This is a genomic window from Hydrogenophaga sp. L76 (assembly GCF_057654755.1).
This window is the reverse complement of the sequence record NZ_CM172807.1, coordinates 1916059-1931688: the sequence shown is the minus strand read 5'-3', so window position 1 is coordinate 1931688 and position 15630 is coordinate 1916059. Positions and strand designations below refer to the sequence as shown.

Below are 15630 nucleotides of genomic sequence, written 5' to 3'. Positions count from 1 at the left end.
AGGAGGGATTCGAACCCTCGGTACAGTTGAAACTGTACGCCGGATTTCGAATCCGGATGAATGCCTATTTGCGTGCGTTGCTTCGTGTTGATAGAATCATTAAAAATCAACAACTTAGAGCCGATGCACTGGCAATATACACAGCCCAAGTGTTGATTGAAATTCCCCAAAATTCGGGGTTTTTGGCTACATGGTGGCTACATGGAAGTTCCGTGTAGCCAAAACCAACCGGAGCAATCAGCATGGCACGACCGAAAAAGAGCGAAGCCCCGAACCTTGACGACCGGGTGAACCTGACAGCCGGGGCTATCGAGCGCGTGACCTGCCCGGCTGGCAAGCAACAGGCATTCATGCGCGACACCGAAGCGCCGGGCCTGCGCGTGCGCGTGACTGCTGCCGGGGCAAAGTCGTTTGTGTTCGAAGCCAAGCTGAACCGGCAGACCATCCGCCGCACCATCGGGGATGTGAAGGTGTGGACGATTGAACAGGCCCGCACAGAGGCCCGCCGCCTTGCCGTGGTGCTGGACGGTGGGCAAGACCCGCGCGAGATAGAGCGCCAGCAGGCAGCCGACGTTGTAGCGGAGCGCCAGCGAGTGCAATCCACCATCGTGCGCGAGAGGTTGACCGGCTTAGAGGCTTGGGCCGAATACGTCAAAGAAGGGCGCGAGGTGGGGTTTACCGTCCGTGGTCCGTGGAGCGCCCGACATGCCGCAGACCATGACACTATGGCCGCCGCTGGTGGCGTGGCCTACAAACGAAAGAGCAAGGGAGTGACGCAGCCGGGGCCGCTGCATCCGCTGTTGTTGCTCCCGTTGGTGAAAATTGACGCGCCCACCGTGGCCCAATGGCTGAAAGACCAAAACACCCACCGGCCCGCCCGCGCCGCGCTGGCATTTCGCCTGCTGCGTGGTTTTCTGAACTGGTGCGCTGAACACCCCGTGTATTCGACCATTGCAAAAACCGAGGTACATGAGCCGAAAGAGGTCCGCCGTTTGGTTCGAAAGCAGACCCCAAAGGATGACGTGTTGCAGCGCGAACACCTGCCCGCATGGTTTGCTGCTGTGCTGGCCGATGGCAACCCCTACGCACGCGCCTACCTGCTGGCGCTGCTGTTGACCGGGGCACGGAAAAATGAGTTGTCTGGCCTAGCTTGGGAGGATGCCGATTTCCGATTCGGTGGCAGCTTGACCATCCGTGACAAGGTGGAAGGCTTGCGCGTCATCCCTTGCCCTGCTTACCTTACCCACATCCTGGCGCAACTGCCTAGGCGTGGACCGTGGGTGTTTGGTCCGGATGGTGAAGCGCCGAACGTGGGCGATACAGCCGCATACAACCACCGCAAAGCCCTTGCCGTTGGTGGCCTGCCCCATGTGTCCCTGCATGGGCTCAGGCGCTCGTTTGGCTCGCTTGCTGAGTGGGTGGAGTGCCCGGCTGGTGTGGTGGCCCAACTCATGGGGCACAAGCCCAGCGCGACCGCCGAAAAGCACTACCGCGCCCGACCGCTTGACCTGCTGCGGATATGGCACGAAAAAATCGTGGCATGGATGCTTAAGCAGGCCGGGGTGCAGTTCGACCCGAAGGCAGAACCGGGAAAACTCACGCTAGTGGCCTAATTCACATTCATCCGTTTGAAATTCTTGAAGGCAGTTAACAGCAATGAAAAGCACAAAATTTGTCAGTGCATTCGCGGGTGTGATGTTCGCCTTTAGTTTCAGTAGTGCAGCCGTTGCTCAAGTAAAAAAATGCACCTTGCCCGATGGAACGGTTAGATACAGTGACCTGCCGTGCAACGAAAAGGAAACCGCCAATAATTTGGCTGTACCCTCAACACCAAGGATGCCGACTGAGCCAAAGGCGGGGAGTTTGCCAAGGCTGAGCCCTGAAGCAAAGGCACATGAAGCAAAGAGAGCCAAAGCCCGGGAGAGAGTTAACGCAGAATCCGCAAAGCAGGAAGAACTCGCAAAACGGGCGCGTGAAGCAAACTCAGAGGTTCGCAGAATTAGGGATGAAAATTATGACCTTGCGAAGTGTCAAGCCGCAAGGGCACAACTTGAGCAAATGGAACGCAAAGACCCAATAGGCGCCAAATTTGAATTTGACTATTTTCAAATTCGGCAAAAAGTTAGTCTCTATTGTGGTAACTAATTTGGCAATCAGAATTGCAGTTCCAGCTAGGCCCGAGAACCAAAAATCGGGTTTCCCTGCCCGACTGCTGGGGTTCCTTATCAGGGAGCACGAAGGGAGTGCTTTTCAGTGAACCTAGACAAAATTCTGCGCGACTATGCGCGTCAAGACATGCGCCGTTTTTACCCGCAGACAGAGCACAGCCTGACAGACTGCGAACTGGCCGGGTCGCTGCTGAGTGCGCCGGCTTGTCACCGCGTGAACGTGTCGCTGCAACCGCGCTAGATGCCCTGGCGAGCTTTGAGGCAATGTTAAAGCGAACGGTAGAGGAAACGACAACGGCAGAGGAAACGACTTCACCCTTAGATATGGATGTGGATGCGCCATATGGTGGCCTGACTTTTGACCAAGTGCGCCATCTGTGGGCACGCCGCGAGGTGTACCGCCGTGCTGCGCTGGTGTATGCCCGCATGGTCGGAGATGAGCAACTGATAGAGCACTATCAAACGCCAGAGCCCGCGCCCGAGTTGGAAGTGAGCCCCAGCCAGTCGGCAGCCAGTAAAGGAACACCGCCAAAGCTGAACGAAGGCGAAAAAACTGAAATTCTGCGTCTTTACGACCGAGGTAGAGGGGAGTCAGTCAACGCCTTGGCACGCCGGTTTATGGTTTCCCGACCTACTATCGACAAGGTACTAAAAAACGCTGGCATAAAAAAATAGAGCAACACTGTTGAATTCCACGCAATCCTGACCCCGGCTTTCCATCCAATATTGACCCCACCTGTTGGGGTGTAGCCGAGCTACGCGTCTGTGGATAAGTCTACCGCTGGTGCATCGGCTTCTCCTTTCTCAGTCGTGCCGTTCTGGGCCGTCCGGGGCTTCTTTCTCGGGCCTGTCTTTGCTGCAGCGCTGGAGTGTTTGAACCGCCAGCTTTCATTGCCTGTCTCCACGATGTGGCAGTGGTGGGTCAGCCGGTCCAGCAGCGCCGTCGTCATCTTCGCGTCGCCGAACACCTGGCTCCATTCCCCGAAGCTCAGGTTGGTCGTGATCAGTATGCTGGTGCGCTCGTAGAGCTTGGAGATCAGGTGGAACAGCAAGGCACCACCGGCCTGGCTGAACGGCAGGTAACCCAGTTCATCGAGGATCACCAGGTCCATGTAAACCAGCCGGTGAGCCAACTGCCCGGCCTTGCCCTGGCTCTTCTCCAGCTCCAGCGCATTGACCAGTTCCACCGTCGAGAAGAACCGCACCCGTTTGCCGTGACGCTGGATCGCTTCGATGCCGATGGCCGTGGCCAGGTGGGTCTTGCCCGTACCCGGTCCGCCGATGAGCACCACGTTGTGGGCCGCGTCAATGAACTGGCCTCCATGCAGCGTGCGCACCAGTGCTTCGTCCACACCGGCCTGGCTGAATTCAAAGCCCGCAAGATCGCGGTGGGCGGGGAAGCGTGCCGCGCCCATCTGGTACGCCATGGAGCGCACTGTGCGTTCGGCCTGTTCGGCGCGCAGCAACTGGCCCAGGAATGCCACAGGACTGAACTCGGTGTGCCGCGCCTGCGCGGCCACCTCGGGGTAGTTGGCGGCCATGCCGTGCAGCTTCAATGCCTTGAGCGCTGTGATGATGGCCTGGCTCATGGCTGCGCTCCTTGGGCGTCGTCACCATCGAGCGAGCGCAGCCGGTCGTAACGCTGCACGTTGGCCAGCGGCTGCACCGCCAACGTCAAGGGCGTCTTGACCTCCTGGGCATCGCCCGTCTGGCCGCCAGACTTCAAACGCGCCAGCACGTTGAGCACATGCTCACCACTGGGCTTGCCGCTCTCCAGCGCCAGCTCGGCCGCCACCAGCACCGGCTCCAGCCCATGCACCGGAACGGCCGCCAGCACCTGTGCCATCACCCGGTCCCCGCCTTCGTGGCGCAGCAGGATGGCCTGCAACTTCTTCAATGGCTCGGGCAGGGTCTCGAAGGGCGCACCGTTGCGCAGCGCCCCGGGCTTGCGTTCGATCAGGCTCACGTAATGGCGCCAGTCGTAGAAGGTCTGGCTGCGCTCGAAGCTGCGCGCATGGCTGGCGATGCGGGTGTTCTCGGCCACAACGTCCAGGCGATCCGGATACAGGCGCAGGCTGACCACCTCGTGGGCGTGTTCGGTCGGCACGCTGTAGCGGTTGCGCTGCAGGTGCACCAGCGCCGTGCTGGAGACTCGGGCCAGCACCTCCACGTAGCCATCAAACGGTTTGGGGTTGGGCATGAGGCGCAGTTGTTCGTCCTGCAGCACGTCGGCCACCTTCAGCGTGGGCCACTCGGGGTGGTTGAGCTCGGCCCACGCGGCGCGGCACTCCTGGGCCAGCCAGTCGTTGAGCGCTTCCATGCTGGGCCAGCGCTGTTTGAGCGCCTTGTGCCAGATGCTGCTGCGCCGGTCGCGCACGTTCTTCTCCACGATGCCCTTCTCCCAGCCGCTGGCGACGTTGCAGAACTCGGGCTCGAACAGGTAGTGGCCCGTCATGGCTTCAAAGCGCGCATTGATCACGCGCTTCTTGCCCGCGCCGACCTTGTCCACGGCGGTCTTCATGTTGTCGTAGATGCCGCGCTGGGGCACGCCGCCGAAGGCGGCAAACGCCCGGGCATGGGCATCGAACAGCATCTCGTGGCTCTGGGTCGGATATGCCACCAGCCAGAAGGCGCGGCTGCCACACAGCTTGGTGTGCGCCACTTCCAGGCGCCGGCGCAGGCCGCCCACCCAGGCGTACTCGGTGCTCCAGTCGAACTGGAACGCGTCGCCCAGCGCGAACTTCAAGGGCACGAAGGCGGGCTTGCCGACCTTGCCCGACTGCTCTTCTCGCCAGCGCCGGGCAAAGGCGGCCACCCGGCCGTAGCCGCCGGTGTAACCCTGCTCGGCCAGGGCTTCGTACATGGCCTTGATGGTGCGGCGATCGCGTTTGCCGCGGTGCTGGTCGGCCTTGAGCCAGGTCGCCAGCGTCTCGGTAAAGCCGTCGAGCTTGCTCACCACCACCCGCTGGGGGTACTTGGGCTGGACCATCTCGCCCTTGCGCAGCCACACCTTGATGGTGTTTCTGGCCAGGCCCGTGCGCCGCTCGATCTCTTTGATTGGAAGGCCATCGCGCAGGTGCATCCTGCGGATCTTTGCCAGTGTTCCCACGTTGATCACTCCTTGAACCCTCCTGCTCAAAAAACAAGCAGGAGACCTTACTCAAGGGGTCAAAGTTGGATGAAAAAACTCAGTCCAGAGGGGTCAGATTTACGTGGAAATCAACACTGCCCCAGGCATGAGCCCTGCCGAGGTGTGGAACCGCTGCGAAGCTGCAACCGCTGCGCATCCCTACATCGTGGCGAAGGCTGCCGCCGGTGTGCCGCTGGATTACCTGCGCGTGGTGCCTGCTGGGGATGCCCTGCTCATTCAAGGCGAGCGCATGGCCGGTGCTTTGGTTGTGCCTGCTTATGCGCCCGATGGGATGCTGCAAAGCCTGCAATGCGTGACCACTGGCGACACTGCCGCCCGTTTGAAGGCGAAAAAGAAAAAGCCCAAGCTGAACCTGCCCGGTGCGCCGATGGCCGGGGCATCCTTCACGGTGGGCGATGTGGTGGCCGGTGCGCCGGTGCATCTGTGCGAGGGCATCGGTACTGCATGGGCCTGCTGGCAAGCGACCGGGCATCCCGCCTTGGCGTGCTTTGGCTGGGGCAACGTGGGCAAGGTGGCCGAAGCCATGCGCCAGCGTGACGCATCCGCCCGGCTGGTGCTGGTGCCTGATGTGGGCAAGGAATCGGACGCCGCAAAGATTGCCCAGAACGTGGGCGCTGCCGTGGCCTACATGCCCGAGGGCGAGGAACGGAACTTCGACGCAAACGACCTTGCACAGCGTGAAGGGCACGATGTGCTGGCCGCGCTGCTGGAGGATGCGCGAGAGCCGCCCAAGCCTGAGCCGCGTTACAAGCTGCTGGGGGCTAATGAACTGCGCGACCTGCCGCCGCTGGCGTGGCGCGTGCGTGGTGTGTTGCCTGCCGTGGGGCTGGCCGGTTTGTATGGCCCTAGCGCATCCGGTAAATCATTCCTGGCGCTGGACATGGCCGCCGCCATTGCCGAGGGCCGCCGTTGGTTTGACTGCCGGGTGGAAGCCGCGCCCGTGGTGTATACCGCACTGGAAGGTGAAGGCGGGTTTCGCCTGCGCGTGGCCGCATGGGAAGCGCACACGGGCCGCGCCCTGCCTGCTGGCTTGTCTATGGTGTTGCAGCCGTTCAAGCTGACCGAGCCCCAGGACGTGCAAGACCTGGCCGCCGTGGTGCCTGCTGGTGCTGTGGTGTTTCTCGACACGCTGAACCGCGCCGCCCCGACTGCCGACGAAAACAGTTCAAGGGACATGGGCGAGATTCTGAGCGCCGCAAAGTACCTGCAAAGCCTTATCGGTGGGCTGGTGGTGCTGGTGCATCACACGGGCAAGGATGCGACCAAGGGACTACGCGGGCACAGTTCGCTGTTCGCCGCCCTTGATGCTGCCGTGGAAGTCTCACGCGATGGCGAGCGCCGGGAGTGGAAGGTAGCCAAGTCCAAGGATGGGCAAGACGGGGACGCGCATCCCTTCACGCTGAAAATTGAAACGATGGGCACGGATGAACACGGGGACGCCGTTACATCGTGTGTGGTGGTGCGCGACACCGCAGCCCAGGACGTGCGAACCGTGAAGCTGCCCCAGGGTGGCAATCAGAAGCTGGTGCTTGATGCGCTGCGCCCGATGTTCAGGGGTGGCCCGACAGGCAAGCCGGGAGCCCCGCCGCTGCGCCCATGTATCGAGCTTGAAGCCGCTGTGATTGCTGGGGCTGGGCGCCTGACGTGCCCGACAGACCGTAGAGCTACCCGCACCAGAGAGGCGATAACGGGGCTGGTTTCGCGCGGTGTGCTTGGCTTGAACGAGGGCTGGCTATGGCTGAACTGAATAACCGAAGTTCGCCGTTTTCACCGTTTTCGGTGAATTCCGTAACCGAAGTTCTCCTCCCCCCATATAGGGGGGAGAAAGTTCGGTGGTTTTCCGGCGGTGATTGCCATGCTTGATTTGTTCGGCCTGGAACTTCGGACCCCCCGAACCAACCGCCGTCCCGAAGCTGCCGCCCTGGTAGAAGTCCTGAAAGCGCTGCGAGTGCATCCCGCCGTGGCATGGGCGGAGCGCATGAATACCGTGGCTGCAAAGGTGGGCACCCGCTTTGTCCGTTTCGGCTGGCCGGGCTGCCCTGATGTGCTGGGGCAATTGAAGGGTGGCCGCTTGCTGGGTGTGGAAGTGAAAGCGAAGGCCGGGACGTTCCCTGTTGACACCGCCAGTTGGGAGAGCAATCACCAGCGCCTAGGCTCAACGTAAATTTTGACAGGCTCCTGAATCAATTCAGTCCTGGTTCCACAAGATGCATTGACTTCAATGATGGCCGCATTCATACGCCTGCGTTTGCCAGCCGGCGACTCGGATTGCAGGTTAGAGGCGATGGACAGCTCCCGCTTCGCCTTCTGGCACGCAAACTGGTCAATCGCTGGCCTGGACGAGTCCTGACTCTGCTGTGGCTGCTGGCGAGAAGAGTCCCGTTGTTGCCTAAGTGCGGCGCGTTCCCTTTCGAGTTGTGCGCGCTCTCGCGCAATACTGGCTCGTTCAGCGCTTAGCGCCCGCTCTTCGTCCGAGAGCTGCTTGACAATCTGCCGGCCGTCCGCGCAAGGTGCATCACTGTAGATGACCCGGCCAGTTGCTTTGTCAGGGCACCTGTACACCTGTGCGCTGGCAGCCGAACAGGCAAGCGCCGAAATTACCAAGAAAGCTACCTTCAAAGCCATACCGTCCCCCTTTTTTGCAGTCTAGCATTGCATCTGGAGATGATGTGGGTATGGCCGGGGCTTTGGTGGTGCCTAGATGCGCCAGACAAGCCCCAGGGTAAGCGCGAGGTGGTGGAGCACTTCCAACCGCGGTACGACAAGAGCGCCGTTTACCGTGAACTCAAAAAGTTGGTAGCAGCCGGGCAAGTGCTGGAGTGCATCGGGATTGTGACGGCCCATGTGGAGGTGCGAAATGGTGCGAACTGATGCAAACACCAATCCGCACCTGCCCCGCACTTACTGCTGGCACTATAAAAACTGTCCCTCGTATTTATCGGACCGTTACGGCTTGAGCTGTTCGCGGTTCAGTCGGATGAAGTACGGCTTGCCCCGGTAGGTACCCATCGTGCGCCGCCGGAGTTTCTTTAGCCCAGAAAAAAGAAACCTGAAAAAACTAGCGTCATCAGCAAAGTGCTGACAGATAGTGAGCCGACAAGCCCCCGCCGTGGGGCTTTGCTCGTTGGTGGGTGGTGATGCACGCGAAGTGCAAAACCCTGTACCGCTGGCTACATGGTGGCTACATGGGCACTTGGGCTCAGAAACAAAAAACCCCGACTGCTACAAAAAAGTGAGCATCGGGGCCTTGTCTGTGGCGGAGAAGGAGGGATTCGAACCCTCGGTACAGTTGAAACTGTACGCCGGATTTCGAATCCGGTGCATTCGACCACTCTGCCACCTCTCCGCGTCGAAGCCTTGTATTCTAGCAGGAGACAGGCACTGCTTTTTACAGGCCCTCCAGTGTGACAATGGCTCACCGTCTGTTCGTGGTTATTCATGCTTGTCGATACCCAGCCCGCAACCCACCTGCATCTGCCGGCCTCGCCCGAGGTGATAGACCAGTGGGTGAACGCCCAGCTGATCGGTGTCCTGATGGACAACATGGTTCCATCGCTGCTGGCTGCGACACTGGCGCTGCCGGTGCTGGTGTTCATGATGGCTGGTGAGGTGGACGTGGCCTCCTTGCTGATCTGGACGTGCCTTTTGGTGACTGTGCTGGTCTACCGCTACCGTCTGATCGGGATCTACCAGTTGCGCTACGACAGTTCCGAGGGCCCGCAGCGCATGGCGTTTGCAGACCGCTACCAGTGGACCTGGAGTGCCGTGGGCTTCCTTTGGGGTGGTGGGGTGCTGTTGAGCTACCTGCAAGCCAGTACCGCGACGCAGTTTGTCTGCGGCATCGTGGTGCTTGGGCAGGGGTTGCTCACCTTGACGGCTTTCAGTGCCTATTTGCCGGTCTTCCGGCGGTATGTGCATGCCCTTGTGATATCGGTCTTGCTGGGCCTCACCCTCAACACCTTGCGCGCACCAGACGCAACGTCTGTGATGGAACAAAGCCTCGCTTTGATGGCCCTGTTGATGGTGTTCTGGTGGCTTTTGCTGGTGGCGGGGAAGCGCCTGCATCAGATCTACCGCGCCAGTTTTGAACTCCAGTTCTCCAACCAGGAACTGATCGATTCGCTGACCCAGCAGACGCGGGCCTCGATCCGGGCTGTGGCGACCAAAAACCGGTTTCTGGCGTCGGCTGCTCACGATCTCCGTCAGCCGGTGCATGCCCTGAGTCTGTATGCCGACTGGCTGGCCACCGAGCCAGAGATGGCGCGCGATATATCGCCGCGGATCCTGCAATCGACCCGGGCCATCAACGAGCTGTTTGACTCCCTGTTTGACCTGACGCGCATCGATGCGGGCAATTACAAGGTGCGCTTGCAGAACGTGGACGTGCTGCAACTCTTCGCCGAGCTGACCACGCAGTTTGAGCCCGTTGCGGTCGGTAAGTCACTCAAGTTCAAGACGTATGCCCAACCCGCGACGATATGGGCCGATCCGGTGGTGTTGCGCCGGATTCTGGGCAACCTGCTGTCCAATGCGTTTCGTCACACACAGCGAGGTGGCGTCTTGCTGGGTCTGAGGCGGCGGGAGGAGATGCTGGTTTTTGAAGTCTGGGACACCGGCGTGGGCATTGCGCGCGAACACCAGCAGGCGATATTTCAGGAGTTCTTCAGGGTGTCGCAGCACCAGGGGACCGAAGACAGTCTGGGTCTGGGTCTGACCATCGTTTCCAAACTGGCCACGCTCATGGGCTATCAGTTGGCGCTGTCTTCACAGGCGGATCGGGGCAGCGTATTCCGCGTGCTGCTGCCCGCGTACACACAGAAAGCAGCGGTGGAGGCCACGCCAGATACCTTGATGCCGCGCTCGGCGGCAAGTGCTGGCGGCTGAAGCAGGCTGATCAGTCTGCTCCCGGGGAGCACACGGGCAAAGCTCAGAGGTCGAGCAAGCCGGCGGTGCGCGCCAGATGGCTGGCTTGGGATCGGCTCTTGACATTGAGGCGCCGGAACAGGCGCCACAGGTGCACTTTGACGGTGTGTTCGCTGATCTGCAGTTGTTCGGCAATGTCGCGGTTGGAGAGGCCGCGGTCCAGCATGACGAGCAGCTGTTTTTGTCGCTTGGACAACTTTTCAGGGATGGTCGGTGCGTTTTCGTCTTCTGGCTCTTCGGCCAGGAATTCGCGCAGCACCTTGCCGATCTGGGCGGCACCGGCCGATTTTTCGACGTAGGCGTCGGCACCTGCTTCCCTGGCCAGGTCTTCGTAGTCAGAGGCCGGCGATGCAGACAGCACGATCAGTGACGTGTCGGGGAGCATTTGGCGCACCTCGCGCACGCCAGAGACGCCATGGGTGTCGGGCAGCTTCAGGTCGAGGCAGACCAGCTCAGGTTCCCCGTGCTCAGCAATGGCCTTGCTCACAGTCGCCAGGCGTTCCAGCTCGATCACCTGGGTGGAGGACCGAAGACGACGCAGAAGCATGACGACGGCTTCGCGCATCAGCGGATGATCGTCAATGACAAAGATACTCATGGGGGGATGTGCTGTTAAGTTATGTATTCAGAGTGACAGCATATCGGCATTGGCAGCTTTTGGCGATAGCAATAAGGGCATGTTTGTACACCTTGTTTTTAGTTTTTGATGCCCGTGTTCCATGAAGTTGGGAACTCGGTAAACACCAGCGGTGTGCTGCCTTGATGAGGCGGTGTCTCGTCGGCGTCCACCCCGGAAACCGATTGTCGCAGGTTCGGGAATGCGAAACCTTCGCCGCTGCATCAGTCGGCTGGCGCTGCAAAACACCCGAGGGCTTGTGCCAGTACCTGCGGATCGGCCGAAACGATCAGCTGGCTTTGCAGCTCGGCGATGGCATCCGTACCTTGTTGCTGCAAACGGGTGACTGTGCCTGCCGCTTCCCGCGGCGACGCAAAGCCGGTGCTTTGCAGCAGCAGGTGGCCTTGCGCGTCGAGCAGCTTGAAGTAGAACAGGCCGTCTTTTTCGCGGTATTGCTTGAAGCTGGGCGCGGCCGCCCGGCTGGCCTTGGACGCCTTGGCGGGGGGTGGCTGGCTGTCCAGCGGGCGAAGGCCGACGGCGTGGCGCAGCCGCGCGGTGAACGGCGTGGCGAGGCCGCGCGCTTTTTTTGCACCCGCTTGCAGGGTGCGCTCGATCTGCGCCGGGTCCTGGATCAGTTCGTCGTAGATGGCGCGCATGGGGGCGATCTCGGCGTCCAGGCGTTCGAACAGCATCTGCTTGGCATCCCCCCAGGCGATGCCGTCGGCGTAGGCCCTGGCCAGCCCGGCGGTTTCTTCGGCGCTGGCGAAGGCCTGGTAGAGCTGGAACAGGGCCGAACCTTCGGGGTCCTTGGGTTCACCGGGCGCGCGCGAGTCGGTGACGATGCCCATGATGAGCTTGCGCAGTTGTTCCTTGGGCGCGAACAGCGGAATCGTGTTGTCGTAGCTCTTGCTCATCTTGCGGCCGTCCAGCCCGGGCAGGGTGGCCACGTGGTCTTCGATCGCAGCCTCGGGCAGGGTGAAGTGTTCACCGTAGAGGTGGTTGAAGCTCGACGCGATGTCGCGCGCCATCTCGATGTGCTGGATCTGGTCACGCCCCACCGGCACCTGGTGGGCGTTGAACATCAGGATGTCGGCCGCCATCAGCACCGGGTACATGAAGAGGCCCGCGGTCACGCCGTTGTCGGGTTCGTCGCCGCTGGCGGTGTTCTTGTCGACCGAGGCCTTGTAGGCATGGGCCCGGTTGAGCAGGCCCTTGCCGGTCACGCAGGTGAGCAGCCAGGTGAGTTCGGGGATTTCGGGGATGTCGGACTGGCGGTAGAAGGTGACCTTCTCCGGGTCCAGGCCGCAGGCCAGCCAGGTGGCGGCGATTTCCAGCGTGGAGCGTTGCACGCGCGCCGGGTCACCGACCTTGATCAGGGCGTGGTAGTCGGCCAGGAAATAGAAGCTCTCGACCGAGGCCAGGCGGCTGGCGCGCACCGTGGGGCGGACAGCGCCCACGTAGTTGCCCAGATGCGGTGTGCCCGAAGTGGTGATGCCGGTGAGGACGCGTTGGTGGCTCATGAACAGGGATATCTGAAATTAAAACAGCAGAAAGCGCAGCGGCGTCAGCAGCAACTCGATCGCGCCACCGGTGAGCATCATCAGCGGTCGCAGCCAGAGGTTGCCCACGACGCCGGTAATGACCAGGGCCATCACGATGAAGAAACCCCAGGGTTCGACGCGCGAGACCGGGTAGGCCAGGTGGTTGGGCAGCAGGCCCACCAGAATGCGCCCGCCGTCCAGTGGCGGCAACGGAAACAGGTTGAAGGCAAACATCACCAGGTTCACCAGCACGCCGGCGCGGCACATGTCCAGGAAGAAGCGTTCTTCCACCCCGGCGGCCACCAGCAGGTACAGGCCCACGGTCCACATCACCGCCTGCACCAGGTTGGCGCCCGGGCCGGCCAGGGCGACCCAGACCATGTCGCGTTTCGGGTTGCGCAGGCGCCCGAAATTCACCGGGACGGGTTTGGCGTAACCGAACAGGAAGGCGCCGGAGGTGGCGAAGTACAGCAGCAGCGGCATGGCGATCGTGCCGACCGGGTCGATGTGCTTGAGCGGGTTGAGCGTGATGCGGCCCAGCATGTGCGCGGTGTTGTCGCCAAAGTGCCGTGCTGCGTATCCGTGAGCGGCTTCGTGCACCGTGATGGCGAACAGCACCGGAATGGCGTAGAGGGCTACGGTTTGAATGATCTGGGCGAAATCCATGAGGGGCGGCGGGCGGGCAAAGGGCTATTGTCCCAGAAGGGGTGGCGCACCCGCAGGCGCTTGCCGTCCGGGTACCGGCATCGGGCTCACAAGCCCAGCGTGGACAGCGAGCCTCGGCCCTCTCGAACCAGCTCGGGTTCGCCACCCGACCCCATGGGGGTGAGGTCGACGACGGTGGTGGCTTCGAGCGGACAGGCGCCGGCATCGATCACGCCAGCGAGATCGTGTTCGAAGCGTTCGCGGATGTCCTGCGCATCGTTGAGGGGATGCACCTCGCCGGGCGGGATCAGCGTGGTGGCCAGCAGGGGGCCGTTGTGCAGGTCCAGCAAGGCCAGCAGGGCGTTGTGGTCCGGCACCCGCAGGCCGATCGTCTTGCGCGAGGGGTGGCTCAGGCGGCGCGGCACCTCCTTGCTGGCTTCGAGGATGAAGGTATAGGGGCCAGGCGTGGCCTGCTTGAGCAGGCGGTACTGGCGGTTGTCCACCTTGGCGTAGCTGGCGAGCTCGCTCAGGTCGCGGCAAAGCAGGGTGAGGTGGTGTTTGTCGTCGACCTGGCGGATGCGGCGCAGCCGGTCGGCCGCAGCCTTGTCGTCAATGTGGCAGACCAGCGCGTAGCTGGAGTCGGTGGGCACTGCCAGCACGCCGCCCCGTTCGAGCAGCTGCACCGCCTGCTTGAGCAGCCGGGGTTGCGGGTTCTCGGGATGGACTTCGAAGTACTGGGACATGGTGCGTATTGTGCGCGGCCCGTGGGCATAGCCAAGGCGCCGCTGGTTCAGGCCTCGGGTGGTTCCACGGGCAGGCGGTGTTCGCGCGCGGTGATCCAGCTGGCGGTTGCGCCGCAGACCACGATGAGCACGATGCCGGTCAGTTCCAGTTGCCCCGGAATGTGGTTGAACACCAGCCAGCCGCACAACATGGCAAAACCGATCTGGGTGTACAGGTAAGGCGTGAGTGTGGACGCTGGCGCGCGCGCGAACGCGAGGATGAGCAGGAAGTGGCCGACAGTGCCCATGAGGCCCACCAGGCAGAGCAGGGCGAAAGTGCGGGAGTCCGGGATGGTTTGCCAGACCAGGGGCAGGATCGCGCTGGCCACCAGCGCGCCCACCCAGCCGGTGTAGAAGTGCATGGTCATCGGGTCTTCGGTGCGTGCCATCTGGCTGGTGAGGATCTGGAACCAGGCGTAGGTGACCACCATCAGCAGAGGCAACAGGCTGGCCCAGCCGATCACGTCACCACCCGGCTGGACCACCAGCAGGGCGCCCACGAAACCACCACCCACCAGGGCCCAGCGCATCGGAGCGACGCGCTCTTTCAGGAACAGCGCCGCCAGCAGGGTGACCACCAGCGGCGTGGTCATGACAAAGGCGGTGAATTCGCCTACGGGCATGTATTGCACGCTGATGAACGACAGCACGCTCACCATCAGCAGCAGGCAGCCACGCAGCACCTGGAAGCGCGGGTGCCGGGTGGCCAGCAGGCTGCGTCCGCGCATGGGGAGCATGACGGTGCTGACGGCCACGGCCTGGAACACGTAGCGGAACCACACCGCCACCAGGATGGGCACGAAGGCACCGACGTACTTGACCGCGGTGTCCAGCACCGCGAAGCAGGCCACCGCCATCACCAGGAACGTGATGCCCAGCGCGGCCTGTGCACCGGGTCGGGCAACGGCGGCGCTCATCAGTGGAAACGCGCTGCGAGCGGCTCCCACACCGGTGTGACGCTGCCCGGCAGGTCGGGCAGCTTGCCCAGATCGGTGTGGCTTTCGGTCGGGCTGTGGAAGTCGCTGCCGCGTGAGGCGAGCAGGTCGAACTCGCTGCAGAACCCGGCGTATTTCACGTAGTCGGCCTGGCCGTGGGCACCGGTGACCACCTCCACGCCCTGGCCACCGTGGGCCTTGAATTCGGTGAAGAGCGCGTACTCTTCGTTGGCGGTGAGGTTGTAACGGCCGGGGTGGGCGATCACCGCCAGACCACCGGCGCCGGTGATCCAGGTCAGGGCGTTGCGCAGCGACGCCCAGCGGTGAGGCACGAAACCAGGTTTGCCCTCAGCCAGGTATTTCCGGAACACGGCATTGGTATCGGTGCTGTAGCCCGCCTCCACGATGTAGCGCGCGAAGTGCGAACGCGAGATCAGCTCCGGGTTGCCGACGTATTTGAGTGCGCCTTCGTAGACCCCCGGGATGCCCACGCGCGCCAGGTCATCGCTCATCGCGCGCGCACGTTGCTCGCGCCCGCCGCGTGTCTGCCGCAGGCCCTCGACCAGGGCCGGATCGGTGTGGTCGAAACCCAGGCCGATGATGTGCACCGTGGCGCTGGCGAAGGTGATGGAGATTTCCACGCCGGTGAGATAGGGCAGACCGGCCTGGCGGGCCGCAGCGATGGCGCGCTCCTGGCCACCGATCTCGTCGTGGTCGGTGAGCGACCACAAGGCCACGCCGTTGGCTTTGGCGCGAGGCGCCAGCTCCTCGGGAGTGAGGGTGCCGTCAGAGACGACGGAATGGCAATGGAGATCGGCGTTGAGGATGTGGGTCACCGTTTCATTTTAGGTTTGACGGGTTCAACGCGC

The 15630-nt window shown here is 62.2% G+C and carries 15 protein-coding genes and 1 tRNA gene; 6 read left to right on the top strand and 10 right to left on the bottom strand.

Features of this window, described 5'->3' with window-relative positions; genetic code table 11:
* The first annotated feature begins 242 nt into the window (after nucleotides 1–242).
* The 3 genes from AC23D4_RS09205 (at nucleotide 243) to AC23D4_RS09195 (ending at nucleotide 2843) form a co-directional block, all read left to right on the top strand.
* On the top strand, nucleotides 243–1613 hold the full coding sequence (locus AC23D4_RS09205) for a site-specific integrase family protein (protein WP_472888314.1): 1371 nt from the start codon (nucleotides 243–245) through the stop codon (nucleotides 1611–1613).
* Between the two features lie 43 nt (nucleotides 1614–1656).
* Nucleotides 1657–2145, top strand: a complete 489-nt coding sequence (locus AC23D4_RS09200) for a hypothetical protein (protein ID WP_472888313.1) — start codon at nucleotides 1657–1659, stop codon at nucleotides 2143–2145.
* Between the two features lie 227 nt (nucleotides 2146–2372).
* The gene (locus tag AC23D4_RS09195; RefSeq protein ID WP_472888312.1) at nucleotides 2373–2843 is read left to right on the top strand and encodes a helix-turn-helix domain-containing protein; all 471 of its coding nucleotides are present in this window, start codon (nucleotides 2373–2375) and stop codon (nucleotides 2841–2843) included.
* 80 nt (nucleotides 2844–2923) lie between these two features.
* Here the strand turns inward: AC23D4_RS09195 and istB are convergent, their stop codons facing one another.
* Both istB and istA read right to left on the bottom strand, forming a co-directional pair.
* A complete protein-coding gene (istB, locus tag AC23D4_RS09190; RefSeq protein ID WP_487623727.1) occupies nucleotides 2924–3757 on the bottom strand; it encodes an IS21-like element helper ATPase IstB in 834 nt (277 codons plus the stop codon).
* A complete protein-coding gene (istA, locus tag AC23D4_RS09185) occupies nucleotides 3754–5277 on the bottom strand; it encodes an IS21 family transposase (RefSeq protein WP_472890615.1) in 1524 nt (507 codons plus the stop codon). Before istA ends, istB begins: the two co-directional genes overlap by 4 nt.
* A gap of 127 nt (nucleotides 5278–5404) precedes the next feature.
* Between istA and AC23D4_RS09180 the strand changes: the two genes are divergently transcribed.
* The gene (locus AC23D4_RS09180) at nucleotides 5405–7066 is read left to right on the top strand and encodes an AAA family ATPase (RefSeq protein WP_472890028.1); all 1662 of its coding nucleotides are present in this window, start codon (nucleotides 5405–5407) and stop codon (nucleotides 7064–7066) included.
* Nucleotides 7067–7174: 108 nt separating this feature from the next.
* Nucleotides 7175–7483 carry a hypothetical protein gene (locus AC23D4_RS09175; protein WP_472890029.1) on the top strand — a complete coding sequence of 103 codons (309 nt, stop codon included), beginning with the start codon at nucleotides 7175–7177 and terminating at the stop codon, nucleotides 7481–7483.
* On the opposite strand, the gene AC23D4_RS09170 is transcribed toward AC23D4_RS09175, so the two are convergent.
* The gene (locus AC23D4_RS09170) at nucleotides 7459–7944 is read right to left on the bottom strand and encodes a DUF4124 domain-containing protein (protein ID WP_472890030.1); all 486 of its coding nucleotides are present in this window, start codon (nucleotides 7942–7944) and stop codon (nucleotides 7459–7461) included. The genes AC23D4_RS09175 and AC23D4_RS09170 overlap by 25 nt on opposite strands.
* Before the next feature lie 629 nt (nucleotides 7945–8573).
* Nucleotides 8574–8665: transfer RNA gene (locus tag AC23D4_RS09165), tRNA-Ser, on the bottom strand.
* A 92-nt stretch (nucleotides 8666–8757) separates the two neighbouring features.
* Between AC23D4_RS09165 and AC23D4_RS09160 the strand changes: the two genes are divergently transcribed.
* Nucleotides 8758–10203, top strand: coding sequence for a sensor histidine kinase (locus AC23D4_RS09160; protein WP_472890031.1), 1446 nt, complete (start codon nucleotides 8758–8760; stop codon nucleotides 10201–10203).
* Nucleotides 10204–10246: 43 nt separating this feature from the next.
* Here AC23D4_RS09160 and AC23D4_RS09155 read toward each other — a convergent pair whose 3' ends face one another.
* The 6 genes from AC23D4_RS09155 to AC23D4_RS09130 all read right to left on the bottom strand — a co-directional run bounded on the left by AC23D4_RS09155 (nucleotide 10247) and on the right by AC23D4_RS09130 (nucleotide 15597).
* Complete coding sequence (locus AC23D4_RS09155; protein WP_305362950.1) at nucleotides 10247–10840, bottom strand: LuxR C-terminal-related transcriptional regulator; 594 nt, start codon at nucleotides 10838–10840, stop codon at nucleotides 10247–10249.
* A 242-nt stretch (nucleotides 10841–11082) separates the two neighbouring features.
* Nucleotides 11083–12378, bottom strand: a complete 1296-nt coding sequence (locus AC23D4_RS09150; protein WP_472890032.1) for a tryptophan--tRNA ligase — start codon at nucleotides 12376–12378, stop codon at nucleotides 11083–11085.
* Nucleotides 12379–12396: 18 nt separating this feature from the next.
* Nucleotides 12397–13065 carry a site-2 protease family protein gene (locus AC23D4_RS09145; RefSeq protein WP_305362949.1) on the bottom strand — a complete coding sequence of 223 codons (669 nt, stop codon included), beginning with the start codon at nucleotides 13063–13065 and terminating at the stop codon, nucleotides 12397–12399.
* Between the two features lie 86 nt (nucleotides 13066–13151).
* The gene (locus AC23D4_RS09140; RefSeq protein ID WP_472890033.1) at nucleotides 13152–13787 is read right to left on the bottom strand and encodes an L-threonylcarbamoyladenylate synthase; all 636 of its coding nucleotides are present in this window, start codon (nucleotides 13785–13787) and stop codon (nucleotides 13152–13154) included.
* 47 nt (nucleotides 13788–13834) lie between these two features.
* Complete coding sequence (locus AC23D4_RS09135) at nucleotides 13835–14743, bottom strand: DMT family transporter (RefSeq protein ID WP_472890034.1); 909 nt, start codon at nucleotides 14741–14743, stop codon at nucleotides 13835–13837.
* Nucleotides 14743–15597 (bottom strand): 3',5'-nucleoside bisphosphate phosphatase, encoded by an 855-nt coding sequence (locus tag AC23D4_RS09130; protein ID WP_472890035.1) that lies wholly within the window; start codon nucleotides 15595–15597, stop codon nucleotides 14743–14745. Before AC23D4_RS09130 ends, AC23D4_RS09135 begins: the two co-directional genes overlap by 1 nt.
* Nucleotides 15598–15630 lie beyond the last annotated feature (33 nt).